Genomic DNA, 24,113 nt, shown 5'->3' with positions numbered 1-24,113 from the left:
ATACAGGGAACACTAGTCCAGAAAATACAAACCAGGAAAACAAGAAAGGGAGGAGAAAAAATGGGGTTCTTCAGAAACAATGGCGATCGTGTGCCCCCGGCCGTCGAGGAGATGGCCAGGGAGGTCCTGGAAGGCCGCGTCGACCGGCGCGAGTTCCTGACGCTGGCAAGCGCGCTCGGCGCATCGACGGCGCTCGCCTATGGCATGGTCGGCCTGGCTGTTCCTGCTCCGGCCTTTGCCGAGGAGCCAAAGAAGGGCGGCACGCTTCGCGTATCGATGCCGGTCAAGGCGCAGAAGGATCCCCGCACCTATGACTGGGTGGAGCTTGCGAATGTTTCCCGCAGCTGGCTCGAGCCGCTTGTGCGCTACACCCGCGAGTTCACCTTCGAGCCGGTGCTGCTCGAAAGCTGGGACGTCAACGACGACGCGACCGAATATGTCCTGCATGTGCGCAAGGGCGTGACCTGGAACAACGGCGATGCCTTCACAGCCGACGACGTCGCCTACAACCTGACCCGCTGGTGCGAAAAGGCCGCCGCCGGCAATTCCATGGCCGGGCGCATGGGCGCACTGATCGACGAGAAGACCGGAAAGGCGACGGAAGGTGCGATCACCAAGGTCGACGACCATACGGTGAAGCTGAAGCTCAAGGAGCCGGATATCGCGCTCGTCCCGAACTTCACCGACTATCCGGCGCTCATCGTCCATCGCAACTTCGACGCGGATGGCGCCGATCCGGTCAAGAAGCCGATCGGTACCGGCCCCTTCGAACTGGTGTCCTATGCCGTCGGCCAGAAGGCCGTGGTCAAGCGACGCGAGAACGGCAAGTGGTGGGGTGGCGAGGCCCCGCTCGACGGCGTCGAATTCACCGACTACGGAACCGATTTCAACGCTTCGGTGAATGCGTTCGAGTCGGGCGAGATCGACCTCAACCTGGAGACGCCGGCCGATTTCATCGACATCCTCGACAAGATGGATCTCGTCAAGTCGGAGGTGGCGACCGCCACGACGCTGGTGGCGCGAACCAACGTCACACACAAGCCCTACGACGACCAGCGGGTGCGCAACGCGTTGCAGATGGCTGTCGACAACAATGTCGTGCTGCAGCTCGGCTACAGCGGGCGCGGAACGGTCGGCGAGAACCATCATGTCAGCCCGATCCAGCCCGAATACTACGCGTTGCCCAAGAAGGAGCGCGACGCTGCCGGCGCCAAGAAGCTGATGGCCGACGCCGGCCAGGCCGACTTCGAGCATGAGCTGATAACGATCGAGGACGATTGGCAGAAGAACACCGGCGACGCGATCGCGGCACAGCTGCGCGAAGCCGGCATCAAGGTCAAGCGCACCGTGCTGCCGGGTTCGACCTTCTGGAACGACTGGACGAAGTACCCCTATTCCATGACGATCTGGTACATGCGCCCGCTCGCCGTCCAGGTGCTGGCACTCGGCTATCGCACCGGCGAAGCCTGGAACGAATCCGGCTATTCCAACCCCGATTTCGACGCCAAGCTCAAAACGGCGCTTTCCATCAATGATGTCGAAAAGCGGCGCGAGGTGATGAAGGATCTCGAGACGATCCTTCAGGATTCAGGCGTCATCATCCAGCCCTACTGGCAGAAGCTTTATTGCCATATGAGCAAGCGGGTGAAGAATTACGGCATCCACCAGACCTTCGAGATGGATCTGCAGAACGTCTGGCTGGAAGAGGCCTGATCTCAATGCTCCAAGGAAAAGCCGGCGCAACGCGCCGGCTTTTTGCTTGTCCGCTTGTCGGATAGAATTTCAGATCCCTATCGACCCCTCGGGAGCATTCGCTGTAAGGCAATCGATCAGGTCCCTCTGCTCGGCAAAGGCCGGACGGCTGCGTGCCCAGCTTATCCAATAACCGGCCTCCATGCGCAGCGTGCGATCCGTCAGTCGCTTCAGCCTGCCGGAAGCAATCACGTCCGCGCACAATGCGAGTGAGCCCAGCAAAACGCCGGCGCCCGCTTCAGCCGCCCTCAACGATTGCACGAAAGTGTCGAACCGCAGCAAGGGTGTTGGCCCGGGCGGCTCGCCCATCGCATTCGACCAATCACGCCAACCGACCCTCGGTCCCGAGGTGGCGATACGCGGCCGATCTTGCCAGTTCGGGTCATCATCAAGCAGAGATGGCGACGCCAGTGGCGTCAGCTCTTCGGTGAAAAGCTGGATCGCTTCTCGGCCCGCCCAATTGCCGGTGCCGAAACGGATCTCGAAGTCGACTTCCAGGCGCTCATAGTCCGGCAGGTTCTGGATCGTCTCGAATGAAAGCTGCACATGCGGCAGGCGGCGCGCGACGTCACCCAGGTGGGGCACGATCCAGAGCTCGATCACCGAACTGGAGGCCGCGATGCTGATCTTGCGCCGCGGCTGCTCGAAGAGGTTGGCAGCGCTGTGCAGCAGTTCCGCCAGCGCCGCCTGCACGTGAGGCAGCCAGGCCTCTCCTTGCGTCGAAAGAACAACGCCGCGCGCCTGCCGGGTGAAAAGCTGGGTACCCAGATGAAGCTCCAGGTTCTTGATGCGCTGGCTGACCGCGGCCTGCGTCAGGCCCAGTTCATTGGCGGCCGCCGTGAAACTGCCGAGCCGCGCGGCCGCCTCGAAGACGCGGATCCATTCCAGCGGTGGCAGGGTCTGTGGGTTCCGAGGCATAATCAATTTGGGGTCATATCATCAGATATCGTTGTTTGTGCTTATGTGAAGCACAGTGTCAAGCTGCGGCCATTCCATCACGACGCGCTGAGGAGCAACCCATGGCAGGCAACACCCAGATCGAGATATTGGGCGAAGGCGAGGCGCTTGCGCTCGATCTTCCAGGCAAAGGCAGGCGTCGCTTCCACGCCATCTGGCTGCGCGACAATGCCTGGGACGAAACAACCCGCGCGCCGGGGAACGGCCAACGGTTGATAACGCTTGGCGATATCCCCGCCGATACGTCGATTGCCTCGGCGCGCGCCGAGGGCAGGCAGCTGTATGTAACGTTTCAGCCTGAAGACAGAACCATTCCCTACGATCTCCATTGGCTTGCCGACCACAGCTATGACAGCGAGGCGAACCGCGTCGCCGGGTGGACCGGGCCGGATATCGAAACCTGGGACGCGACATTGGGCGCTGCGATCCCGATCGGCGATTTCAGCGCGGTCAGCCAGGATCAGCAAGCGCTCGCCGCCTGGCTTGCCGGGGTGCGGCGCTACGGTTTCGGCAAACTTGTCGGGGGCCCGGTCGAAAGCGGGGCCTTGTTCAAGGTGGCATCGCTGTTCGGCTATGTTCGCGAGACGAACTACGGTCGCCATTTCGAGGTGCGGACAGAGGTCAACCCGTCCAACCTCGCTTATACCGGGCTTGGGCTTCAGGCGCACACCGACAATCCCTATCGCGATCCCGTGCCGACCTTGCAGATCCTCTACTGCCTGGAAAATTCGGCCGAGGGTGGCGAGAACATGGTCGTGGACGGATTCCGCGCCTGCGAAAGGCTGCGCGCGGAAAACCCGCGCGATTTCGACCTTCTGGCAGGCCATTGCGCCCGGTTCGAATATGCCGGCAGCGCCGGCGTGTGTCTGCGTTCGCGAAGGCCGATGATCGAGCTTGCGCCGGACGGTGAACTGGTCGGCATTCGCTTCAACAATCGTTCGGCGGCCGCCATCACCGAAGTCCCATATGATGACATGGCCGACTACTACGCGGCCTATCGCCGGCTTGGCGAACTCATAGACGACACGTCGATGGAAGTGACCTTCAAGCTGTCGCCGGGTGAATCCTTCATTGTCGACAACACACGCGTGCTGCATGCCCGAAAGGGCTATTCGGGCGGCGGCTCGCGGTGGCTTCAGGGCTGCTACGCCGACAAGGACGGCCTGCTCTCCACGCTCGCGGCGATCGAACGCCAGGACCGGGAGGCGGCATGATGGGCAAGCCCAACCCCGACACGTTGACCCCGGATACGATTGTCCCTTTCCTGGCCGATATCTTCGATCGTCGCGGCGGGGAAGAATATCTCGGCGAACCGGTGACGATGGCCGAACATATGCTGCAGGGCGCCTATCTGGCCGAGCAGCAGGGAGAGCCGGAAATCATCATCGTCGCTGCGCTGCTGCACGACATCGGCCACTTCACCAGCGAGTTCGGCACCTTCTCGATGGACGACACGCATGACAAACATCACGAGGAAGCCGGTGCCGAGGTGTTGCAGCGTTTCTTCCCGGATCTGGTGATCGACTGCGTTCGCTTCCATGTCGCCGCCAAGCGCTATATCTGCGCGACGGACCCATCGTATTTCGGGCAATTGTCGGCGGCTTCGATCCACTCCCTGAACCTGCAGGGCGGGCCGATGAGCTTGGAGGAGATCGCCATCTTCGAGAAGAATCCCAATGTTCGGGAAATCGTGCGGGTTCGCCATCTCGACGACGCGGGAAAGATCGCCGGCCTGGCGACCCCGGGCTTCGCGCATTACGCGCCCATGGTGCAGCGAGTGGTCGACGAGCACTGCCGAGCGGCGGTCTGATTTCGCATGACTAGAAGTTGGAAAGCAGATCCTTGAGCAGGTTGGTTTTCGGCATCTTCTCCAGCGGAAGTCCGGCGTCCTCGAACCATGTCTTGTCGGCTTCCGGATGCGGGCCGCTCAGCACGACCGTTCCTTTTTTGAAAGAGTAGCGCGCTGCCGCGATGTCTCCGTTTTCATAAGCCGCGATCTGCCGGAAGCCCTTATCCCTGCCGGCCTGCGGCAGATAGGGGCCGTCCTGGAAGTAGGCCATGTCCTGGCGTCCCGCCCAGCTGACGCGAACGGCTGCATCTTCGATTGTCTTGACCGGGAAGCCGGGACGCCCGACCTCCGAATCCAGGTCATGCGGGATAAGGCCGAAGTTCGCTCGGTCGGCAAGATAGGCGCCCATGCAGAGGCCCAGGAAGCCGCCACCTTGTGCGACGAAGTCGTGAATGGCGCTGACACGGGCTTTGCCGAGACTGCGCAATGCGCCCGGAATGTCCTGGCCGCCACCCGGCTGTACGTAAATGTCGAAGTGCGACAGCGTCTCTCGCGAGATATCGGTTTTCTCGCCCTTGCCGACAAATTCAACCCGATAGGCGGGATCGAGCTTCTCGATCGACGTTCTGGCCGTTTCGGAACAGCCCTCGCAAGAGGCCGGCCCACGGTACACCGCCACCCTGATGATGTCGGTTTTTGCCTGGGCCGGCATCGCCCCGAGCAGGATCGTCGCGGCCGCCAGCAACGTTGCGAGTTTCATGATGCGCGATACTTTCGAATGGATTGACGAGCCTGTTTTCGAGACCTGTTCTCGGCGGTGTTTCAGGCCAAGTTTGGGCGGCAGGTTGGCAGGCTTGCGGTTTCATTACCCCGTCGCGTCCGCTGTCCATCGGATGTGATCGGGTGAAAAAATGGATGCGTTACAACTTTTTCTTTCGACGCATGCCTCGTGGGAAGGTCCCTCGAAAGGCCTAGGAAAGATACGGCTTTGCGGTTCGCATGAGGTCTTTCTCCGCGCCGCATCGTCCTTTTTCAGTTACCGGAATACTATCTAGGGTTGTGTCTTGGGTATCTGGAGGGTGGACAGTCTCCCTCAGAGCGCTTATATGGCGACCTTGGATTTGGAATATCATTTCCGTTTCCCGGAAGGCTTCTCGGCGATTATTTTTGCCAGCCAATCAGAACGCTCGATATATTGTTCGCAGAAAAGGAAAGCTTATCTGCTGATGCAGCAGATTTTCGACTTGCAATATGGCAACATCTTCTTCTTACACTTCATTAAGTAATGAAAAAATAAAATCGGATGCCTCAAACGGCATCAAGGTAAGTCTCAAGAACGTTTACAAGGTTTTCGGAGAAGACGCCGGTCGCGCGCTGGAAATGGCGCGTTCGGGCACCAGCAAATCCGAAATTCACGCGTCCACCGGTTGTACGATTGGCGTCGATGACGCGAGCTTCGACATCATGGCCGGCGAGACCTTTGTCATCATGGGCCTGTCGGGCTCCGGCAAGTCGACGTTGCTTCGCCTTCTCAACCGCTTGATCGAGCCGACCGCCGGTGCTGTCGAGATCGACGGTCGCGACATCACGAAAATGTCGAAGCGCGAGCTGATCGAGCTGCGCCGGCGCGACATGAGCATGGTGTTTCAGTCGTTTGCCCTGCTCCCCAACCGCAATGTGCTCAACAACGCCGCCTTCGGATTGGAAATCGCTGGCATGGGCGAGGCCGAGCGCACCGAGAAAGCGCTTGCCGCGCTCGATGCGGTCGGACTGAAGCCTTATGCGAAAAGCAGGCCGGACGAGCTCTCGGGCGGCATGAAACAGCGCGTCGGCCTGGCGCGGGCCCTGGCCAGCGAGCCGACCATCCTGCTCATGGACGAAGCCTTTTCCGCGCTCGATCCGTTGATCCGCACCGAGATGCAGGATGAACTGATGCGCCTCCAGGCGGAGCAGAATCGCACGGTCATTTTCGTCAGCCACGACCTCGACGAGGCTATGCGCATCGGCGACCGCATCTGCATCATGCAGCATGGCAAGGTCGTGCAGGTCGGCACGCCGGACGAGATCGTCTCCCGGCCGGCCAACGACTATGTACGGTCCTTCTTCCGCAATGTGGATGTCTCGCAGGTGTTCAAGGCCGGCGACATCGCCCGCAAGACGCAGCTGACCATCATCGATCGGCAGGGCGTCTCCGTGGCAGCGGCGCTGGAGCAGATGGAACAGTCGGGGCGCGACGTTGCCATCGTTGTCGGCCGCGACAGGAAGTTCCACGGCATGGTCAGCCAGGATGCGCTGATCGACAAGATCAAGACCAAGGTCGCGGAACCCTATCGCAACGCCTTCCTCCAGGACGTGGAGCCCATACCTGCCGGCGAACCCCTGTCCAACGTGCTGGGTCGCGTGGCGGAAAGCCGCTGGCCCGTTCCAGTGGTCGACGAGCATGGCCGCTATGTCGGCTCCATCAGCAAGTCGGCGCTTCTGGAAACGCTCGACCGGGCTGGTTGAGCCGAAGGGAAGAAACATGGATTTTGATTTCAGTGTCGGCCATGGCGCCGACGTCACCGTCAACTACATTCTCGATAACTTCACCCCTGCGCTGGACGCGATCGCCACGGCGATCGGCTTCGTTACCGACGGCATCCAGGGCGCGCTGGTGGGTATCCCGCCGGCGGCGGGTATCGCCGTACTGACGCTCTTGTCGCTTTGGCGGGTGGGATGGAAGTTTGCCGTCTTCGCATTGCTGGCGCTCGCCCTGGTCAATCACATGGGCCTGTGGCAGGGCACCATGGAGACGTTGTCGCTGGTGCTTTCAGCCACCATCATCGCAGTCGTCGTCGGAATCCCGGCCGGCATCGCCATGGCGCGATCCGACAGGGTGGCAGGCCTGCTGCGGCCTGTGCTCGACCTGATGCAGACGATGCCGGCCTTCGTCTACCTGATCCCGGCTGCGATGTTCTTCGGTCTGGGTGCCGTGCCCGGCACCATCGCCACGGTCATCTTCGCCATGCCCCCTGTGGTGCGCCTGACCAATCTCGGCATCCGGCAGGTGCATGCCGAGTTCATCGAGGCGGGACTGGCCTTCGGCTGCACGTCCTCGCAGCTGCTGTTCAAGGTGCAGTTGCCGAATGCCATGCCCTCGATCATGGCCGGCGTGAACCAGACGATCATGCTGTCGCTTTCGATGGTCGTCATCGCCTCGATGATCGGCGCAGGCGGGCTCGGCAACCATGTGCTGACGGGCATCCAGCGTCTCGACGTGGGCGCCGGCTTCGAAGGCGGGCTGGCTGTCGTCATCCTGGCCGTGGTGCTCGACCGGATCACCCAGAGCTTCGGCAAGGGCAGCTCGGGCTTTCTGAGATTCCTTGTCTTCCGCAAGGCCGAGAGAGGCCAGCAAGCGACTTCGCCGGACCACGTTCCAGCTGATGACGAGCAGCGCTCCGCCGCCGCTTGAACTTCTAAAATACGAAGGAGAAAACATGTTCAGAACACTGACACGTATAGGGCTCGCCGCGCTCGTTGCCGGCACCATGACCACCGCAGCCTTCGCACAGGACGGCAAGCCCGTGAAGCTGGGCTGGGCTGCCTGGTCGGACGCTGAATTCGTCACCAAGCTCGCCGCCAAGCTCATCCAGGACAAGCTCGGCCAGAAAGTCGAACTCGTGCAGACGGATGTCGCTCCGCTCTACCAGGGTGTCAGCCGCGGCGACATCGACGCCATGATGATGGCCTGGCTGCCGGAAACCCATGCCGATTACTTCAAGCGCGTGGAATCCAAGGTGGAGACGCTCGGCACCATCTATGACGGTGCAAAACTGGGCTGGGTGGTTCCGCAATATATCCCCGAAAGCGAGATCAGCTCGATCGAGGACCTGAAGAAGGACGAGGTGAAGGAGAAGCTCGGTGGCGAGGTGCAAGGTATCGATCCCGGTGCCGGCCTGACGCGGCTTTCCGAGCAGGCGGTCAAGGACTATGGCCTGGACTACAAGCTGAAGATCTCCAGCGAGGCCGGCATGCTGACCACGGTCGACCGCGACATGCGTTCCGAGAAGTGGTTCGTCGCCACGGCCTGGAGCCCGCACTGGATGTTCGGCAAATACAAGCTGCGCTACATCGAAGATCCCAAGGGTTCGCTCGGCAAGGCCGAACATATCGACATCCTCGCCCGCAAGGGGTTCAAGGAGGACAACCCCAAGGTCGCGGAACTGCTTTCGCGCATGAACCTGCCGATCCCCGAACTCGAGGCGGCGATGTTCGATGCCCAGGAAACCTCCTACGAAAAGGCGGTCGACAAATACATCGCCGATCACCCCGACCAGGTGAAGAAGTGGGTTGAAGGATGAGGTCGCAGGCTTTCTGGTGATCCAGAAATGACCGCGACTGCTTCTCCGACGGCGGCGCTCGCCGCCGTCACCGTTGCCCGAGAGCTGAAGCTGGCCTGTGGGCAGCCTTTCTCAAAAGGAGACTGGAAATCGTGATCCATCATCATACAATCGACCCTTCCGCCGACACGCTGGGCGGACGGATATCGCTCGCGCGCGAGTTCGCGGGGCTTTCCGTCGCACAGGCCGCGCAGGCGCTTGGCGTCCTGACCTCGAGCTGGAGCGCGTGGGAACGCGATCGCGCCGAATTGCGGGCCAACCGATTGACCACGATGGCCGGAATTCTGGGCGTCAGCCCGATCTGGCTTCTCACCGGCATCGGAAGCGAGCCACGGGAACATGTTCACGACTCCGCGCAACTGCTGCGGGAGCTCCAGAATACGTCCGAGAGCATCGCCACGCTGAACAAGCGCGTGCAGCAGCTCATAGTCGGCTTCGAGGGGCTCAAGACGGCGGAGGATGGATCAGCCGTCGCATGACGAAGGCTCGTCGTGCCGCCGACCCGCATGGGTCCGTTTTCAAGAGACTACGATCAGGCTCCAGCGGATTCTCAGCCCGAGCGTAGAGCCGTTCCGCGCGCTCTAAATCAGATCAGTTGATTTGCCTCATTTCTGATTGCATAATGCAATCGGATGTGGGGCAACGCTGCGTGGGAAGGAAGTGGCATGGCCAAGCTCGTGTTCGGAATGAACCAGTCGCTGGACGGCTACGTCGACCACATGGCGTTTGGGCCAAGTCCCGCGCTTTTCCGCCACTTCATCGAGGAGGCTCAGGAGCAGGCTGGCAGTATCTACGGTCGCCGCATGTATGAGATCATGCGTTACTGGGACGACGACCATCCTGAGTGGGATACGGACCGACAGGCTTACGCCGCGGCGTGGCGGAACCAGCCGAAATGGGTCGTCTCGCGCTCGTTGAAATCGGTCGGTCCCAACGCCAGGCTGGTTGGGGATGATCTTGAAGGCGCGATCCGGCAGATCAAGGCCGAGCATGACGGGGAGATCGAAGTCGCCGGCCCGGACCTGGCGCGAAGCCTCACCGAACTTGACCTGATCGACGAATATCGAATCTATCTGCACCCTGTCGTGCTTGGTCACGGCACGCCATATTTCGCCGGGCCCCGGCCGCCGCTGCGCCTCATCGCGCATGATCGGATTGGCGAGGATGTGATCCGGTTGACCTACGTTCCTGCCTGATCTCGCGACTCGCCGGCGAGGCGCCGTGTCATTGCATCGAGCGACGGCCACGGTGGACCCTGGCGTAGGGTGCGGATGAGTTGTCCAGCCCAGTGCCGGCCGTTTGGAAACTGGTCGCCCGCGTCCCACCGCCACGCTGCGACCATCACGAGTACGAGGGCGCGGCATGCGCTCAGCAACGCCTGATCGACGTCCGGATAATGCTCGATGACCGCATCGGGCACATGAGCCAGGTCGAACTCCACCGGTCCACGGCAACATGTCTCAAGGTCGATGAACAGCGGCCCGAACCTGGTGCTCAGCACGTTGCCCGGGTGTGGTTCGCCGTGCAGCAATTGCTCCGCGGCGGCGCAATCGATGATCGTTCGTATGAGGCTCTTCAGCATGCTGCGGAGAAGCTCCCGGTCGACATCGGCCAGTTCAGGCGTCAGGTGACGATTCGCCAGAAGTCGCTCTGCTTCCGCGACCCGATCCGTGAAGTGTGGCGTGGCAATCTCGATCTGTCGCATGCCGATGTGCAGGCGCCGTAGCGAACGCGCATACTCGACCGGTGCGATATCTGGCATCACAGACGCGTGGTAGGTCCAAAATGTAACCGCGAAACCATCGCGCTCGTAGACGTGCGGCGGAACGCGAGGTTCGAGCGCGGCTGCAGGGCTCCCGGTCTCGGCGAGCAGCCCGGCAAGCTCGACCTCGAACTGCAGCACCTGATCCGCCAAGGGTGCGACACGGGCAAGGGTGTCACAGGGCAGAAGGCGCAAGGTGAGCTTGTTCGAGTTCTGGAGAACAACTGCATCATCGACCGTCAGGCCCAACGCCGAAGCGGTCGATCTGGCCGCAGCCACGGCATGCGAAACGTCAGTCGCTTGCAAGAAACGGCTCCGTCTTCATCTGCTCAAGGCGCACTTAATTTGGAGAACTCGCCATCGAGCCCGGATAATGAGAGACCAAAAAGAAGAGGTTGGATGGCGGAGAAGGAGGGAAACTCTCTCCCGCACCTACGGACCTCATGTATCCCTTGACTTCTGGCCATTCTAAGAGCTTCCGTGGGGCACTTTGGTGGGGCACCGAGGGGCGATGGGGTCTAAAGCAGCACAGTATCTCGAATGGCATGGCCAGCAATACCGGGTTCGGGTGAAGGTTCCCGCTGCCCTTCGCTCTTTGCTTGGCAAGGGCAAGCTCACGCACCCGCTCCATACGGTCAATCTCAAGGAAGCTAATGAGCGCAAGTGGCCCATCGTTGCCCAACTCAAGGCCCGCATAGCGGCAGCCGAAAAGGCATTGTCTAACAGCGACCCGGACACCGCCGCAGCACTAGCCCTTCGTCTAACCAAAGACGACGAGAACACGCGCTATGCTATCGAAGTGGCCGCCGAACAGATGGAGAAGCGGGCAGGCACGAAGCGAGCGCAAGAGTTCGCCGCGTTGGCAACCGGCAGGTTCACTCCGCTGGATCATCATGCAGATGCCTTCGTGGCACATCAAGGCTACCGCCAGAAGACGGCGGGAGATTTCCGGCGCGTGCTTGGGTGGCTCGGAGATTGGCTCAAAGGCTCTGACCAGCCGCTTGCCCTGGAGCATATAAGCCGGCATGTCGCGGGGCGCTTCATATCGGAGAGCCTTGTGGTTGGCCGTAGCCCAGACAAGGCATCCGCCTATCTGACTTTCCTACGGCAATACTGGCGATGGTTGCGGGAGAAAGGCCACGTGGCCACCGATGGCAACCCGTGGGCGGACCAGACCCTCCCGGCCACCCCACGTGCCCCGCGCACAGCCGAAGAGGACAGAGGCAAGCGGCCTTTCACAGACGATGAGGTGAAGACCCTCTTGGCTGGCGACGGCGGTTCACTCCTCAACGACCTCATGCCTGTCGCCGCTCTAAGTGGGATGCGCCTGGAAGAGATTTGCCAGCTTCAAGTTGCCGACTGTCGGAATGGGGTCTTCAATGTTTGGGCGGGCAAGACGGACAGCGCTAAGCGAACCGTGCCGATCCACTCGGGGCTAGCTGCACTGGTGGAGAAGAGGACTAAGGGCAAAGCGCCTTCTGAATATCTGTTCGATGAGCTTCCCCCCGTGCCTCCCTCGCGGGAAACTCGCTCCGATCCTGCCGCCAAGCAGTTTACTCGGTATCGGCGCAAGCAGGGAGTGGATGAGCGACCCAACGATAAGGCGAAGAGCAACGTGGATTTCCATTCGTTTCGCAGGTGGTTCATCCGCAAGGTGCGGGAGGCGAAGCTTGGCGGAGCCACGGGGTTTGACGAATGGACGCTGGCGTGGGTGGTCGGCCATACGGATAGCGACCGACCAAAGTCTCTAGACCTTAGCCAGCGAGGATACGCGGGGCCGGATGCGGAGAAGGCGAAGAAAGACTTGGTGGAGGCCGTGAGGCTGCCAGACTAAAACCGTTACACTTTGTTAAAGCCTGTCCCTTCTCCGGGGAAGTCCTTCGGGGGTTCTCCAAGATGATCGACAGCATGGCAGAGCTTGCCCACCTCGGGATATGCAGATTCTACTAATCGGCGGTCAGTTTGCTGGAACAGTGGATGATTTATCGCAGTTACGATCATCGTAGACACGCGGCCGTTGGGGGTGTGACCCAAGGAAAAAGTCCCATTCGTGAAAAAGAGGAATGATTGCGGCCAAGGGTGCCGGGGGTCTTGGCGGGCCTCCATTTCCGTCAACATGGCCCCAACCTCCCTATGCCATGCCACCTGAAAAAGCTCACCAGTATCATGCGGAAGGTTCACATCTACGAAGGTGATACGCTCGTGGTCCGCCGACTTGGTCAACGCCTTTTTCAGAAGCCGAGAAAGACCTGCTTGCTTGTTGTCATGGTTTGCCCGATGTCGACTTTTTGCCTCTACGGAGAATAACTTCCCGGTCTTTTTGCTGGTGGCCGTGAATTCACAATGGGTTCTGGTGGGATCATCCTCTCGCTCGAATTCGATGCTGAATCCGGCCCGCAAAAAGGAGGCCGTGACAAAGACCTCATATCGAGCGCCTTGATAGAGCAAAGGTTTCTTAAGGCGCTCGATGAGTGTTGTCTGGATGCCAACGTTGTCAGCGACCGTGAACAAGTCCCAGCTTAGATGAATGAACGCATCCAACTCACAGTTCATGCCTATGAGCTTTGATGCACCGGCTTCCTCTGTTGTGACCATGCGGGCAGCTACGAGTTGCTTAGCTAGCGGATGCTGCGGGGCCTGTTTGTCGGGTTCGGCATCCACCACAGCCCGGCCGATAATGCCTAGCCCGTAGGAAAGCAGAAACTCTCTGAAATTCCATTGCAAAGGGACCCTGTAGATTGCCGGCCCCGCCACCACCATGCGCTTGCCGTCGAAGTCTAGTTGGAGAGGTGAACGCGAGTAACCGAATCGGTTCAGCTGCTGTTGGAACAGCCGAAAATGCTTCTCAATGTCGGCCTGTTGTTGCTGCGACTCGTTCATATCGGCAGTATATCCTGCACACGGTTACTATGCACACTTTGACAGAGCCTTAGTTAGCTTACCTGGGGGATCGGGATCGGACATGTCCATTGACTGGCTCAAACAGGCCGTGAGCGCCGAAAACATTCAATTGGCATCTGTAGTCATTACAGCCTTCGCAACGGCTGTCCTCGGGGTGGTAACCTGGGTTCTGGCAAAGGAAACGAAAGTCCTATCTCGGGCAACGGCACAAGCTCACGTCACGGCGACGTTGGAGCCAAATCTGTGGGCAGTGAACCACGTTGACCTCATCGTGGAAAATTCTGGCAACGCCGTCGCCTATGCTATTGATGTTCAATTTGACCCTCCCCTCCCTTCTGGGAAGAGTGGAAGCAGCCATCGGTCGGCTTTTGAAACCCCCTTGCAACACGTTAGCTTGCTACGGCCAGGGCAAAGCATACGGAGCAATCTCTGTGAATTCGCACTGGTCAGCCGGAAGGACTTCAGCGTTTCAACCAGTTGGAAGCCGCACCCCAACGCCAAAGACCGAGAGAAACTTTCATACAGGCTTTCAATGAATGACTACCATGATGTGTCCTATTTGGGAGCCCGCAGCCCGTGGATACAGATCGCAGAGCAGATCAAGGGGATACGGGAGGACTGGAAACCTGTCGCGCGTGGGAGCCGGCGAATCCAGGCAGATACTCATTCGGGGAAGGAGCGTGCGGTCGAAGAAAAGGCCAGTAACGCGCTTTTTGAGCAGATGCGTGAAGAGCTAACCAAGCCTAAGGCGGGGCCGGTGAATGACCCTGCCAAAAAGGGGCGTAAGGCTAGGCCAGAATAGAATTTAAAGTCGCCCATGTGAGAGGTCATATCGTGAGGGCTCTGGCGACCTTTCCCCCCGTGGCACCCATAGGTCGATAAATTTGCCACCGTTTACAGCCCTTGGTTTTGCGCTCCTCCCCGCTCAGCACCATGCCTGAAATGGTAGCCATAGGGAATCCAGGCGAAGCATTCTAAATCCCGACAGCCTGTCTCAATAGAGCAAGCCCATGTGAGACCTTGTGCAAGGGCCCTCAGAGAGTCTCACATAAATGGTCTCTTGACAGATTAAGGAGGAGTCTCGCAAAATTGTCTCACATGGTTCGCGTTGTGTGCACCGTGTTCAACCAGGAGACAACACCATGCACCTGAGATTGGTAACCGGTGAGAGCCGGCGCACCTTTGACTTCTCGAAGGCAGACTTTGATGTGCCGATACCGGCATACACTTTGGAGGATGTCCCGACGCCTGAAACGCCAGTCGGATTAGAAGACCTACGCACCCGGCTGTCTGCTTGGGAGACAGACCCCGCCGCCGAGGGAAATCTCTGGTGTGTCGCTTTCGCTGATTTAGCCCCGCCGACTGCCGGGAACGTGGTCCCTCTCGTGACCGAGCACTATGTCCGCGACCGGGTGGGTCGTGAGTTCGCACTGTGGCAGGCCGCAAGGGAAACCCGCCATGACTTGGCGCTGTCGCTGCGCATTGGGCGTTTGCGGGGGCCGTCTTTTCGGGTCGATGGCATAGCTGCTGCCCTTGTGCGCTTGGCTCGCGCCGATGGGGGCCGCTAATGACCCGCGCTGCTCCATTGGAAGAACTGTTTGACTACTTTACGGATTGGGAGGGCGGGGTTTTCCTATCACTTCCGCCGCACGATTTCTGGTGTGCCACCTATGCCCGGCTTGAAGGTGACAGAAAGGCGCGGCCAGCGGCTGCAACTAGAAGGAGGGCGATGAGCGGTATCAGACGGACCTTTAGGGCGTGGCAGGAATGCGAACCATCGCGGGCGGCGTACCATGTGGTCATCAGCGAGACCCTCATCCATGGACAACACAAAACGCGGGCACTACCGGGCGTGTCTCTCGTGCTAGAGCGCCGCAAGTAGGCTTTAGGAAACCTGCGGGGGTTGGCGTAGGGCTGGCCTCCGCAAGACATTTTTCGCTTAGCTGGAGATACCGCCGCCATGGCACAGACGCTTGTGGGCTATGCCCGAACCTCAACAGCCGACCAGAAGGCCGGCCTTGCGGCGCAACTCCGCGACCTTAAGGCAGCCGGCTGCGAGGAGGTTTTTCAGGAGGAGTTGTCGTCGGTAACGGCCTCCCGACCGCAGCTAGCAGCCGCCCTTAAGTACGTTCGCAAAGGGGACACGCTGGTCGTCACCAAGCTGGACCGTCTAGCGCGTTCGGTTGCGGACTTGGTGGACATCCAAAAGCAACTCGCGGGGAAGGGTGTGGGGCTACGTATTCTCGCGATGAGCCTGGACACAGATACGCCAACCGGCAAACTGATGGTGAACCTGCTGGGGTCCATCGCGGAATTTGAACGCGAACTGATGCTTGAGCGGCAACGCGAGGGCATCGCTAAGGCCAAGGCAGAGGGCAAGTACGCTGGGCGGCAACCGACAGCTAGGCGTAAAGCCGCCGATGTGATGCGACTCCGCGCGGAGGGGAAGTCTGTCGGGGATATCGTAAAGGCGCTGGAGATAAGCCGCGCCTCCGTGTTCCGCATTCTATCGGAAACCAGCGAGGTCAACGATGGCTGAGAAAGCGCCAATCGAGCAACTCGTAGCCGCCGCCATCAACCGCATACTCGGAAAGGTGGAGCCATCGGCTAGGCTCCGCGTGCTTGCAGATGTTGCCGCTGAAATTTCAAGTGATGGGGGAGGGCTGGAACCCCCGCATTGGGAACCTTTGGCCTTCATATCGGGTGATTTCACCGAGAATGTCCGACAGGTTTCAATTACGGGACCAGACCCGGTGGAGAGCGCCAAGCTACGTGTGCTCGTGAAACAGCAGGAAGAGGGTTTGGGGTCCATTGTTTGGGTTATGCGCTTTGTGGACCGCCGACAAACGGCCATGGCGGTAAAGTTCTATTCCGATACGGGGGCAGCCCTCTGGACGTGTCTGGAGAAGGAAGTGTTTAAGCCTTTGAACCTTCCCATAGGTCAAGTGGACAAGCGGGCGATATGTGGCTTGGCCTCTCCGGTTTGCCGCCCCACTTAGTCCCTGTGTTGTCCTCGGTGTTGCTCGGGATGCGTAAGGGGTTCGGCCCGAGGATAGCCATGGGTTTCATCAAGAGAAGGGCACCGGAAAGCCACGTGGTTACATCACGAATACTGCCCGTTATGATCTATGGTTTACTCAGGAGTTTATCAATAGTTTCTGCATGGGGCATGTATTGTTGGATATTGATCACAAAATTTCTATCGGTAGTGTATTTTTATTGCATTTCGTGCGGTTCTGTACTATGGGTTATCCGCTGCTTCGGCGTCTTCGACCCCGATAGAAGAACTACAGAAACAACCCTATGGAGAATAATTGAAACAGACCCGAGGCCGTCGCTTCAAGGCGACCGCCCTTGTAACCCCGACGCGCATCAGGACCGAACCCGAAGAGGTCTTTGCGCTTGAGAACTGCCCACATTGGGTGCGTTCTATTGAACTGATAGTCACCGATGCCGATGGCGGGATGCCGACAGAAGCCGTTGCTACGGTTGGTCGCAAGCATCCAAAAATTATCACGGCAAATCTGTTTGCGCTCGCGGTGCTGTTCGAGATGACGCGCTACGGCGGCATTTCGGTAGTCACCAACTCCAATCACGCAAAAAGACCCAGCATCTATGCCAAGATGTCATTCCCGATGGCATCCGATCACTTGGTTAGTATTCGCCGCATTCTCTTCGATGCGGAGGCGGGTCAAGTCACCAAGCCGGTATGGCGGGAGCACGACTACAGTCCAGAAAGCACGCGAACGGAGCCGGATGCACATCCAAAGCGCCGCTCTCGCGCGACGGCCATGCAGCATGTCGAAGAGGCCGCGCAGGTGGAGTGTCGCGACCCTGAGCTATTCCTCGCTAACCTGCGTGCTCTGTTCACAGAAGTGGACCGTTTGAGGGACGGCGGCGCCCAGTAGATAGTCGCCCAGCAGAGGCTTGTCCGCCAACTTGTCAGAATGAATCAGAGCGCCGGGCATTGGGGTCACCCATGGCGCACCACTGATGTTTCATTGGCCCCTTTCCAATCAGCAAAGATAGGATATGGCAAGACAGCCATTAGACACGAGGCTCGCCCCCGAGCTTCTCCAGCCTCAAGCCGCCCCTGTAGCCTCCTTTGAGAACCCCGGTCCGTCCCCTCTGCGGGAGTTCGCGGATGCCTGGGCAAGATCGACAGGCCCTTACAGCAGTTCCTTGATGGCCGCGCCGAGAAGCAGGCCGAAGAGGATCGCATCAGGGGTGAGGCGGCTTTCTATTCGGGGTGAGGTTCCGGCCTCAAGCGGGCCGTAGCGAAATGGATGGCTAGCAGGGTCTACCAGATGGCACCGGACGGCGCGGCTGATGTGAGGGGCACCAAGCTTTGGTTGCTACATCCCGTCATCGAAACTATCGGACACGGGCGTTGGCTCTTCTGAGGCGGGACCCGTTGGTCCGCGATGCCTTCCGAGCGGAGGCGCTGAAGGTGCGACAACAATGGCGGGAGAATCGCGCTGCGAATGCTGGCTCCCGGGCTGCCCTTCAAAAGCTTGGCAACGCCTTTTCGGAGCCAATCTCGAAGGACGATAAGCGACCAGAACAAGAAAGCGCACAGGTGCCCAAAATGGTAGCATCTGTGCGCTGCTCAATTAGCCTTCGTACAGCAGGGGCTCCGTTGCGCTCACTCAGCGCCGAATGCAAAGTTATCTGTCATACAGCAGAGGGGCGCCGTACTGCTTACAGTCAGCAAGCAAAAGTTAGACCCCATATAGCAGAAGGGCCGCCGCATTGCTTACAAATAGTAGGCAAAAAGTCACCCTCCATATAGCAGGGGGACCCCTCCCGGCTGCCTTATAGTCATGCTGCACAGGCAATAGACCCCGCCACCATTATCTCCCTCTAAGGGGGGCATCATGTTTGAGAGGGAGGCTTTCCCTTTAGTCTGGCTTAGAGGTCACCTACTTGGCCCCACGCCCATAGTGCACAACCCCCTTGAGGCAGACGCGGAGTTGGCTAGGTGGTTGCCCTACAGGGGCACCACAAAGGGACCCCGGGGAGAGGGGGGAGTTGTCAAGACTAGCTCTTGGGCAAAGGCATGGGGTTAGCATGAGGTCGCCTCAGGGATAACATCATTGGTGCTGAATTAGGTGATAGGGGTCTGCGGAGCCCTCACCTGTGTTGAGCAATAGGTGACCCAGAGTTGACCCACTTGGCACCCTCACTCAACTAAGCTGGCCTTAGAGCTAGGCCCCCATGCAAACTTGATCGCGCCTTGACGCAACCCTTGCGGGCTTTCAGGTTGGACGAGGAGAAGGGGGGAGGGACATGTCCCAGAGGATGATTATAGGGAACACAGAAAGAGAGGTTGACTATACAAAGCCTGAGTTACTGCAATTTTTGCCAAATGACAGGCCGTTTGTGCACGTCGCGACCTATCTTACTGCTCTGCATGGGTTTGCCGCGCTAGCGGAAGTATATCAGATAGATACGGACAAGGGGATATTTCCATGGGCGCAAGATGACGTGTGCCTATTCGACAGCCCTATCGCATTAAAAAGATTAGTTTGGTCACCTCACGGCGTTGTTAATGCAATGGTGCGTAATGCGTGGCCGTATAAGATTGATTTTACGAGCTATCCTGCTAAGCCATTACAGAGGGGTGCCAGCCAATTGGGGGTCTTGGGCCCATTCATATCGGGAATAGGCCAAGCATTGCTAACCAACTATTATGAAGGACAGCGCGATTATCTTAAGCAGAAATATGGGCCTCAGAAATCATGGCCGAGCGTGTGGCAATTTGCACGTGTTATCCGAAATGCAATGTCACATGGAGGAGCAATCGACATCCGCGATGGCGTCACTGTCGAGTGGCGGAGCGTAACGTACGCACCATCCGACAACGGCAAGGTGATTATCAATCATGACATACTTCCCGGCGATCTACTCATTTTAGCCAAGGACATGGAGGCCGCACTTTGTCTGCCCTAACGCCTAGATTTATTAATCTTGGGGCACCGACTTGGGGCACCGACCATCAGACTCTTTGCGAGAGATGCAGAAAAAACAACTAGTTATGGCTGGTGAAAAATAATGGCGGAGAAGGAGGGATTCGAACCCCCGATACCCTTGCGAGTATGCCGCATTTCGAGTGCGGTGCTTTCAACCACTCAGCCACTTCTCCGCAGCGTGGTCGGCCTTGCCGGCGCGGCGCACTAGATAACGGCTGCTTGGCCGGGACACAAGGCCCTAAATGGCCTGATTTCGGCCCTTTTCGGCAAAGCGGGCCGGGCTTTGCCTTGACTCACCGCGAAGCTGCGGCTATGGACGGCCCGCATTCGGCGTGGGGGATTCTCCGCGCCGCTTGTTTTTTGAACCCGCAGACTGACAAAAAGACGGCCGAACCGCCCCGACAAGGACAAGCGGTTCAAAAAGGCCGACCGAACAGCGAAAGGCAAAAAATGTTCGCAGTCATCAAAACGGGCGGCAAGCAGTATCGCGTTGCCGCCAACGATGTGCTCAAGATCGAGAAGCTCGAGGCCAAGGTCGGCGACGTCGTCGAAATCGGCCAGGTTCTGGCGCATGGCGAAGGCGAGAATGTCGTGATCGGCGCTCCGTTCGTCGACGGCGCGGTGGTTACCGCCGAAGTCGTCGAGCAGGGCAAGAACCGCACCGTCATCGCTTTCAAGAAGCGTCGTCGGCAGAATTCGCGCCGCAAGATCGGCCACCGCCAGCTTCAGACCACCGTGCGCATCTCCGAGATTCTGGTCGCTGGTGCCAAGCCTTCCAAGAAGGCGGCTGCCAAGGCTGAAGTGAAGGCGGAAACCGCTGCAGAGGCCAAGGCCGAAGCCGCTCCGAAGAAGGAGAAGGCTGCGCCGAAGAAGGCCAAGGCCGAGGACGCCGCTGAGTAAGACTTCTGGGGCGACCATGTCGCCCGAGCAGGCTTGAAACGGAACGCGAACGCGTTCATAAGGGTTTTGAGGCGCCCCCGCGGCGCAAAGGAGCAATGAAATGGCACACAAGAAAGCTGGCGGTTCGTCGCGCAACGGTCGCGATTCGGAATCCAAGCGCCTTGGCGTGAAGAAGTTCGGCAGCGAAGCCGTGATCGCAGGCAACATCATTATTCGTCAACGTGGCACCAAGTGGCATGCCGGCACCAATGTCGGCATGGGCAAGGACCATACCCTGTTTGCGCTGGAAGCCGGCGTCGTAGCCTTCAACAAAAAAGCCAATGGCCGAACCTACGTGTCGGTAAACCCGACTCTTAAGGCCGCGGAGTAGCCGGTTCCGCACCACGACACCGGCACCCCATCTCGGGAACCGGTGTCTGGCCAAGCCAGGAAATGGATCAGGGGAGATGGGTGACCATCTCCCCTTTTTCTCGTGCCTGGAGGACTTTCCAAATGGTTGCCGAAGCGGACTACACGGACGACGGAGGCTTCACGATCGATAACCCGGTGCTGCGCACCGAGCGCCTGGTGATGCGCGCGCCTTGCGAGGCGGATATCGATCAACTGGTGGCGCTTGCCGACAACCGCCATGTCGCCGAGATGCTCGCCCGCATGCCGCATCCTTACGGCATCGAGGAGGCCCGCGCCTTCCTGGCCATGGCGCGCGCGCCGCGCGGTGGTATCGTCTACGCGCTGACGCTTGCCGAGAACGGGGCCTTCATCGGCTGCGCCGGCTTGAACAGCACCGACCGCGGCCTGGAACTCGGCTACTGGATCGGCGAGCCGCACTGGAAGCGCGGCTACGCCACCGAGGCAGCGCATGCCCTGGTCGATCTCGCCTTCACCCGCACGACGATCCAGGTCCTGCATGCCTCGACCCGGGTGATCAATCCGGCCTCGCGCCGGGTCATTCACAAGTGCGGCTTCCAGTATGCCGGGCAGGGCATGCTGAATTCCATGGTCTCCGGCCAGGTGCCGGTCGAGCGCTACCGGCTCGACCGCAGGACCTGGGCGAGTCTGAGAAGCTGGGTGCGGCTGTAAACCGGTCGGCTGGTGGCATTCGGAGAATGTCGTCAGCGCCGGACGGCAATAGGCAAGACGATGACCGACATAACCTTACCCACCATCGTGTCGATGGCGGAGGCTCATATCGAGGGCTTCCATCATGCGCTCGATACGGTGGCCCGCGAACGCAAATATCTCGCCTTCCTGGAAGCGCCGCCGCTGCCGGGCACGCGCGACTTCGTGCGCGGCATGATCGAGAAGCGCAACCCGCAGTTCGTGGCTGTGGTGCAGGACGAGGTCGTCGGCTGGTGCGATATTTCGCGTCACGAAAGGCCCGTTCATGCGCATAGAGGGACGCTCGGCATGGGAATCATTCCGGCCTATCGCGGTCATGGGCTTGGGCAGCAATTGATCGAAACGACACTTGAGGAAGCGCGCCGGCAGGGCATCGTACGCGTCGAGTTGTCCGCTTATGCCGACAACGCGCGTGCCATCGCCCTCTATCGCAAGGTCGGGTTCGTCCAGGAGGGCGTGGAACGCGATGCGGCCTGCATCGACGGCCGCTATCGCGATATGGTCATCATGGCGACCATCGACAAGGCAAACAGAGATGCCTGGCAAACGTCGGCCTAGCTCCTCAGCCGAGTTCAAGCCAGACGGGCAAATGATCGGAGCCGTCGGCTTTGCGGTCGACCCAGAGGCGTTTCAGCGCGCCGGCCAGCGAGGCGCTGGTGAAGATGTAGTCGATGCGCTTGTGACGGCTTTCGTCCTCGGGGCGGTCGGGGTCGACCCAGGTGACGAGGTCCGGTTCCCCGGCGCCCAGCCGCACGGCGGCGTCGACCGCAAGATCGGCACTGAGATGCAGGCCGAATTCATGATCGGGCAGGCCGGCGAATTCGACATATTCGGGCGAACCGGCCAGCATGTTGAAGTCGCCCATCACGACGAAAGCCTCGGGACATGGCGGTTCCGGCAGGCCGATCTCGCCAAGGCCGCTCAGGCCGCCGCCTTCGAGCGCGTAGTTGAGCACACGGTCACGCAGGTAGCGGATCTGCCTGGCGCGTTCGACCGGATTGCGATGGTCGAGATGGGCCGAATAGAAGCGCACGAAGCCGAGCGGTGTCTCAACGAGGGCTTCGATGGCGCCACGCTGGAAATTCATGGTGCCGACGGAGCGGCTTCGCGGCAGAAGCAGATTGCGCGACAGATGGATCGGTGTCTTCGACAACACCATGTTGCCGAGCTGGAAGGTGATGGTGCGAGCGCGGCCGTCAATGACGGACGAACCGATATTCGCCTCGAAATTCGAGCCATAGACGGCAAAATAATCAGGCAACGCTTCGCTGATCGCGGCAACCATGTCGTGTCCGCCGTTGCGCGGGTTGTTGCGCGAGACTTCCTGCAGGGCGATGACATCGGCGCCACGCACGGCATCGGCGATGCGGGCGAGGTTGTAGCCGCCGTCGAGGCCAATGCCGTACTGGATGTTGTAAGTGACGATCCTCAAACGAACTCTCCCGCCTCCGGCCGCAAAATCGGCCATGCCCGCTCTCGCTCTAGCGCTTTCCATAGTTTAGAGCAGACGGGTTCGTGAAACTCCATAGCAACAGAAATCGCGTCGTCCGATGAAATTCCTCGATCAAGCCAAGGTCTATATCCGCTCCGGCGATGGCGGAGCCGGTGCCGTCTCGTTCCGGCGCGAGAAGTTCATCGAATTCGGCGGACCGGATGGCGGCGACGGCGGTCGCGGCGGCGATGTCTGGGTTGAGGTCGTCAACGGGCTGAACACGCTGATCGACTATCGCTATCAGCAGCATTTCCGCGCCAAGACCGGCGTGCATGGCATGGGTCGCAACCGCACCGGCGCCAAAGGCGCCGACGTGACGCTGAAAGTGCCGGCCGGCACGCAGATCTATGCCGAGGACAATGAGACGCTGATCTGCGATCTGACCGAAGAGGGACAGCGTTTCCGCCTGGCTGCCGGCGGCAATGGCGGTTTCGGCAACCAGCATTTCAAGACCTCGACCAATCAGGCGCCGCGGCGCGCCAATCCCGGCCTGCCGGGCGAAGAGCTGACGATCTGGCTGCGGCTCAAGCTGATCGCCGATGCCGGGCTGGTCGGCCTGCCGAATGCCGGCAAATCAACCTTCCTGGCGGCGGTGACGGCCGCAAAGCCGAAGATCGCCGATTATCCATTCACCACGCTCCACCCGGGCCTTGGCGTCGCGCGCATCGACGCGCGTGAATTCGTGCTGGCCGACATTCCCGGCCTGATCGAGGGTGCGCATGAAGGGGTCGGCATCGGCGACCGTTTCCTCGGCCATGTCGAGCGCACGCGCGTGCTGCTGCATCTGGTTTCCGCGCAGGAGGAAAACCCGGGCAAGGCCTACAAGACCGTGCGCAAGGAACTGGAGGCCTACGGTAACGGGCTGGAGGACAAGGTCGAGATCGTCGCGCTCTCCCAGGCCGACACGCTGGATGAGGATGCACGCAAGAAGAAGCTGGCTTCGCTGAAACGCGCCGCCGGCCGCGCACCGCTGCTGGTTTCGGCGGTCACCGGCGAAGGTGTCGAGGCGGTGCTGCGCGCGCTGATGGCCGTGGTGGCCGAAGCGCGCGATGCTGTGCCGGCAAGGGTCGAGACGCGCTGGGAACAGTAG

General features: G+C 59.9%; 23 protein-coding genes, 1 tRNA gene and 1 pseudogene. 19 read left to right on the top strand and 6 right to left on the bottom strand.

Annotation, left to right across the window (positions count from 1 at the left end; all coding sequences use genetic code 11):
* The first annotated feature begins 60 nt into the window (after positions 1 to 60).
* On the top strand, positions 61 to 1,713 hold the full coding sequence (locus ACFWXH_RS19515; protein WP_379122957.1) for an ABC transporter substrate-binding protein: 1,653 nt from the start codon (positions 61 to 63) through the stop codon (positions 1,711 to 1,713).
* Between the two features lie 69 nt (positions 1,714 to 1,782).
* Here ACFWXH_RS19515 and ACFWXH_RS19510 read toward each other — a convergent pair whose 3' ends face one another.
* The gene (locus ACFWXH_RS19510; RefSeq protein ID WP_379122955.1) at positions 1,783 to 2,670 is read right to left on the bottom strand and encodes a LysR family transcriptional regulator; all 888 of its coding nucleotides are present in this window, start codon (positions 2,668 to 2,670) and stop codon (positions 1,783 to 1,785) included.
* Positions 2,671 to 2,771: 101 nt separating this feature from the next.
* On the opposite strand from ACFWXH_RS19510, the gene ACFWXH_RS19505 reads away from it, so the two are divergent.
* Both ACFWXH_RS19505 and ACFWXH_RS19500 read left to right on the top strand, forming a co-directional pair.
* The gene (locus ACFWXH_RS19505; RefSeq protein WP_379122953.1) at positions 2,772 to 3,923 is read left to right on the top strand and encodes a TauD/TfdA family dioxygenase; all 1,152 of its coding nucleotides are present in this window, start codon (positions 2,772 to 2,774) and stop codon (positions 3,921 to 3,923) included.
* Positions 3,920 to 4,519, top strand: a complete 600-nt coding sequence (locus tag ACFWXH_RS19500) for an HD domain-containing protein (protein WP_379122951.1) — start codon at positions 3,920 to 3,922, stop codon at positions 4,517 to 4,519. The genes ACFWXH_RS19505 and ACFWXH_RS19500 overlap by 4 nt, the downstream gene beginning before the upstream one ends.
* A gap of 10 nt (positions 4,520 to 4,529) precedes the next feature.
* On the opposite strand, the gene ACFWXH_RS19495 is transcribed toward ACFWXH_RS19500, so the two are convergent.
* Positions 4,530 to 5,258 carry a BPL-N domain-containing protein gene (locus ACFWXH_RS19495; RefSeq protein WP_379122949.1) on the bottom strand — a complete coding sequence of 243 codons (729 nt, stop codon included), beginning with the start codon at positions 5,256 to 5,258 and terminating at the stop codon, positions 4,530 to 4,532.
* A gap of 533 nt (positions 5,259 to 5,791) precedes the next feature.
* On the opposite strand from ACFWXH_RS19495, the gene proV reads away from it, so the two are divergent.
* The 5 genes from proV to ACFWXH_RS19470 all read left to right on the top strand — a co-directional run bounded on the left by proV (position 5,792) and on the right by ACFWXH_RS19470 (position 10,073).
* Positions 5,792 to 7,003 carry a glycine betaine/L-proline ABC transporter ATP-binding protein ProV gene (proV, locus tag ACFWXH_RS19490; protein WP_379123299.1) on the top strand — a complete coding sequence of 404 codons (1,212 nt, stop codon included), beginning with the start codon at positions 5,792 to 5,794 and terminating at the stop codon, positions 7,001 to 7,003.
* A gap of 16 nt (positions 7,004 to 7,019) precedes the next feature.
* Entirely contained in the window at positions 7,020 to 7,949 is a 930-nt protein-coding gene (locus ACFWXH_RS19485; RefSeq protein WP_054309802.1) for a proline/glycine betaine ABC transporter permease, read from the top strand.
* A gap of 25 nt (positions 7,950 to 7,974) precedes the next feature.
* Positions 7,975 to 8,838, top strand: coding sequence for a glycine betaine ABC transporter substrate-binding protein (locus tag ACFWXH_RS19480; protein ID WP_379122947.1), 864 nt, complete (start codon positions 7,975 to 7,977; stop codon positions 8,836 to 8,838).
* A gap of 131 nt (positions 8,839 to 8,969) precedes the next feature.
* Positions 8,970 to 9,356, top strand: a complete 387-nt coding sequence (locus tag ACFWXH_RS19475; protein ID WP_379122945.1) for a helix-turn-helix domain-containing protein — start codon at positions 8,970 to 8,972, stop codon at positions 9,354 to 9,356.
* A gap of 186 nt (positions 9,357 to 9,542) precedes the next feature.
* The gene (locus ACFWXH_RS19470) at positions 9,543 to 10,073 is read left to right on the top strand and encodes a dihydrofolate reductase family protein (protein WP_379122943.1); all 531 of its coding nucleotides are present in this window, start codon (positions 9,543 to 9,545) and stop codon (positions 10,071 to 10,073) included.
* Here the strand turns inward: ACFWXH_RS19470 and ACFWXH_RS19465 are convergent.
* Positions 10,058 to 10,945: a phosphotransferase family protein gene (locus ACFWXH_RS19465; protein ID WP_379122941.1), complete on the bottom strand. Its 888-nt coding sequence runs from the start codon at positions 10,943 to 10,945 to the stop codon at positions 10,058 to 10,060. The two genes, ACFWXH_RS19470 and ACFWXH_RS19465, sit on opposite strands and share 16 nt — an antisense overlap.
* Before the next feature lie 205 nt (positions 10,946 to 11,150).
* On the opposite strand from ACFWXH_RS19465, the gene ACFWXH_RS19460 reads away from it, so the two are divergent.
* The gene (locus ACFWXH_RS19460) at positions 11,151 to 12,473 is read left to right on the top strand and encodes a tyrosine-type recombinase/integrase (protein WP_379122939.1); all 1,323 of its coding nucleotides are present in this window, start codon (positions 11,151 to 11,153) and stop codon (positions 12,471 to 12,473) included.
* Between the two features lie 5 nt (positions 12,474 to 12,478).
* Here the strand turns inward: ACFWXH_RS19460 and ACFWXH_RS19455 are convergent, their stop codons facing one another.
* Positions 12,479 to 13,519, bottom strand: a complete 1,041-nt coding sequence (locus ACFWXH_RS19455; RefSeq protein WP_379122937.1) for a hypothetical protein — start codon at positions 13,517 to 13,519, stop codon at positions 12,479 to 12,481.
* 82 nt (positions 13,520 to 13,601) lie between these two features.
* On the opposite strand from ACFWXH_RS19455, the gene ACFWXH_RS19450 reads away from it, so the two are divergent.
* The 5 genes from ACFWXH_RS19450 (at position 13,602) to ACFWXH_RS19430 (ending at position 19,492) form a co-directional block, all read left to right on the top strand.
* Positions 13,602 to 14,342 carry a hypothetical protein gene (locus tag ACFWXH_RS19450; RefSeq protein ID WP_379122935.1) on the top strand — a complete coding sequence of 247 codons (741 nt, stop codon included), beginning with the start codon at positions 13,602 to 13,604 and terminating at the stop codon, positions 14,340 to 14,342.
* A gap of 1,158 nt (positions 14,343 to 15,500) precedes the next feature.
* Entirely contained in the window at positions 15,501 to 16,079 is a 579-nt protein-coding gene (locus ACFWXH_RS19445) for a recombinase family protein (RefSeq protein WP_379122933.1), read from the top strand.
* Complete coding sequence (locus ACFWXH_RS19440) at positions 16,072 to 16,539, top strand: hypothetical protein (RefSeq protein WP_379122931.1); 468 nt, start codon at positions 16,072 to 16,074, stop codon at positions 16,537 to 16,539. The genes ACFWXH_RS19445 and ACFWXH_RS19440 overlap by 8 nt, the downstream gene beginning before the upstream one ends.
* Before the next feature lie 315 nt (positions 16,540 to 16,854).
* Positions 16,855 to 17,448 carry a hypothetical protein gene (locus ACFWXH_RS19435; RefSeq protein ID WP_379122929.1) on the top strand — a complete coding sequence of 198 codons (594 nt, stop codon included), beginning with the start codon at positions 16,855 to 16,857 and terminating at the stop codon, positions 17,446 to 17,448.
* A 1,381-nt stretch (positions 17,449 to 18,829) separates the two neighbouring features.
* Positions 18,830 to 19,492: a hypothetical protein gene (locus ACFWXH_RS19430; protein ID WP_379122927.1), complete on the top strand. Its 663-nt coding sequence runs from the start codon at positions 18,830 to 18,832 to the stop codon at positions 19,490 to 19,492.
* 103 nt (positions 19,493 to 19,595) lie between these two features.
* On the opposite strand, the gene ACFWXH_RS19425 is transcribed toward ACFWXH_RS19430, so the two are convergent.
* Positions 19,596 to 19,685: transfer RNA gene (locus ACFWXH_RS19425), tRNA-Ser, on the bottom strand.
* A 277-nt stretch (positions 19,686 to 19,962) separates the two neighbouring features.
* Between ACFWXH_RS19425 and rplU the strand changes: the two are divergent.
* The 4 genes and pseudogenes from rplU to ACFWXH_RS19405 all read left to right on the top strand — a co-directional run.
* Positions 19,963 to 20,406: pseudogene (gene rplU / locus ACFWXH_RS19420) on the top strand (50S ribosomal protein L21); the annotation flags it as partial.
* 106 nt (positions 20,407 to 20,512) lie between these two features.
* Positions 20,513 to 20,782: a 50S ribosomal protein L27 gene (gene rpmA / locus ACFWXH_RS19415; RefSeq protein WP_054309796.1), complete on the top strand. Its 270-nt coding sequence runs from the start codon at positions 20,513 to 20,515 to the stop codon at positions 20,780 to 20,782.
* A gap of 122 nt (positions 20,783 to 20,904) precedes the next feature.
* Complete coding sequence (locus tag ACFWXH_RS19410) at positions 20,905 to 21,492, top strand: GNAT family N-acetyltransferase (RefSeq protein ID WP_054309795.1); 588 nt, start codon at positions 20,905 to 20,907, stop codon at positions 21,490 to 21,492.
* Between the two features lie 60 nt (positions 21,493 to 21,552).
* On the top strand, positions 21,553 to 22,089 hold the full coding sequence (locus ACFWXH_RS19405; protein WP_379122924.1) for a GNAT family N-acetyltransferase: 537 nt from the start codon (positions 21,553 to 21,555) through the stop codon (positions 22,087 to 22,089).
* Between the two features lie 4 nt (positions 22,090 to 22,093).
* Here ACFWXH_RS19405 and ACFWXH_RS19400 read toward each other — a convergent pair whose 3' ends face one another.
* Positions 22,094 to 22,963, bottom strand: coding sequence for an endonuclease/exonuclease/phosphatase family protein (locus tag ACFWXH_RS19400; RefSeq protein ID WP_379122922.1), 870 nt, complete (start codon positions 22,961 to 22,963; stop codon positions 22,094 to 22,096).
* Between the two features lie 118 nt (positions 22,964 to 23,081).
* Here ACFWXH_RS19400 and obgE point away from each other — a divergent pair, with 118 nt between their 5' ends.
* Positions 23,082 to 24,113, top strand: coding sequence for a GTPase ObgE (obgE, locus tag ACFWXH_RS19395; protein WP_054309793.1), 1,032 nt, complete (start codon positions 23,082 to 23,084; stop codon positions 24,111 to 24,113).

It is taken from the genome of Mesorhizobium sp. NPDC059054 (genome assembly GCF_042739215.1).
Taxonomy (GTDB): Bacteria; Pseudomonadota; Alphaproteobacteria; order Rhizobiales; family Rhizobiaceae; genus Mesorhizobium.
Note: the sequence above shows the minus strand (reverse complement) of the source record. Positions and strands in the feature narration are given on the sequence as shown.

Coding starts and splice junctions, on each gene's coding strand:
- ACFWXH_RS19515 (WP_379122957.1), top strand. CDS start 61: ATGGGGTTCTTCAGAAACAATGGCGATCGTGTGCCCCCGGCCGTCGAG.
- ACFWXH_RS19510 (WP_379122955.1), bottom strand. CDS start 2,670: ATGCCTCGGAACCCACAGACCCTGCCACCGCTGGAATGGATCCGCGTC.
- ACFWXH_RS19505 (WP_379122953.1), top strand. CDS start 2,772: ATGGCAGGCAACACCCAGATCGAGATATTGGGCGAAGGCGAGGCGCTT.
- ACFWXH_RS19500 (WP_379122951.1), top strand. CDS start 3,920: ATGATGGGCAAGCCCAACCCCGACACGTTGACCCCGGATACGATTGTC.
- ACFWXH_RS19495 (WP_379122949.1), bottom strand. CDS start 5,258: ATGAAACTCGCAACGTTGCTGGCGGCCGCGACGATCCTGCTCGGGGCG.
- ACFWXH_RS19485 (WP_054309802.1), top strand. CDS start 7,020: ATGGATTTTGATTTCAGTGTCGGCCATGGCGCCGACGTCACCGTCAAC.
- ACFWXH_RS19480 (WP_379122947.1), top strand. CDS start 7,975: ATGTTCAGAACACTGACACGTATAGGGCTCGCCGCGCTCGTTGCCGGC.
- ACFWXH_RS19470 (WP_379122943.1), top strand. CDS start 9,543: ATGGCCAAGCTCGTGTTCGGAATGAACCAGTCGCTGGACGGCTACGTC.
- ACFWXH_RS19460 (WP_379122939.1), top strand. CDS start 11,151: ATGGGGTCTAAAGCAGCACAGTATCTCGAATGGCATGGCCAGCAATAC.
- ACFWXH_RS19455 (WP_379122937.1), bottom strand. CDS start 13,519: ATGAACGAGTCGCAGCAACAACAGGCCGACATTGAGAAGCATTTTCGG.
- ACFWXH_RS19450 (WP_379122935.1), top strand. CDS start 13,602: ATGTCCATTGACTGGCTCAAACAGGCCGTGAGCGCCGAAAACATTCAA.
- ACFWXH_RS19445 (WP_379122933.1), top strand. CDS start 15,501: ATGGCACAGACGCTTGTGGGCTATGCCCGAACCTCAACAGCCGACCAG.
- ACFWXH_RS19440 (WP_379122931.1), top strand. CDS start 16,072: ATGGCTGAGAAAGCGCCAATCGAGCAACTCGTAGCCGCCGCCATCAAC.
- ACFWXH_RS19430 (WP_379122927.1), top strand. CDS start 18,830: ATGTCCCAGAGGATGATTATAGGGAACACAGAAAGAGAGGTTGACTAT.
- rpmA (WP_054309796.1), top strand. CDS start 20,513: ATGGCACACAAGAAAGCTGGCGGTTCGTCGCGCAACGGTCGCGATTCG.
- ACFWXH_RS19410 (WP_054309795.1), top strand. CDS start 20,905: ATGGTTGCCGAAGCGGACTACACGGACGACGGAGGCTTCACGATCGAT.
- ACFWXH_RS19405 (WP_379122924.1), top strand. CDS start 21,553: ATGACCGACATAACCTTACCCACCATCGTGTCGATGGCGGAGGCTCAT.
- obgE (WP_054309793.1), top strand. CDS start 23,082: ATGAAATTCCTCGATCAAGCCAAGGTCTATATCCGCTCCGGCGATGGC.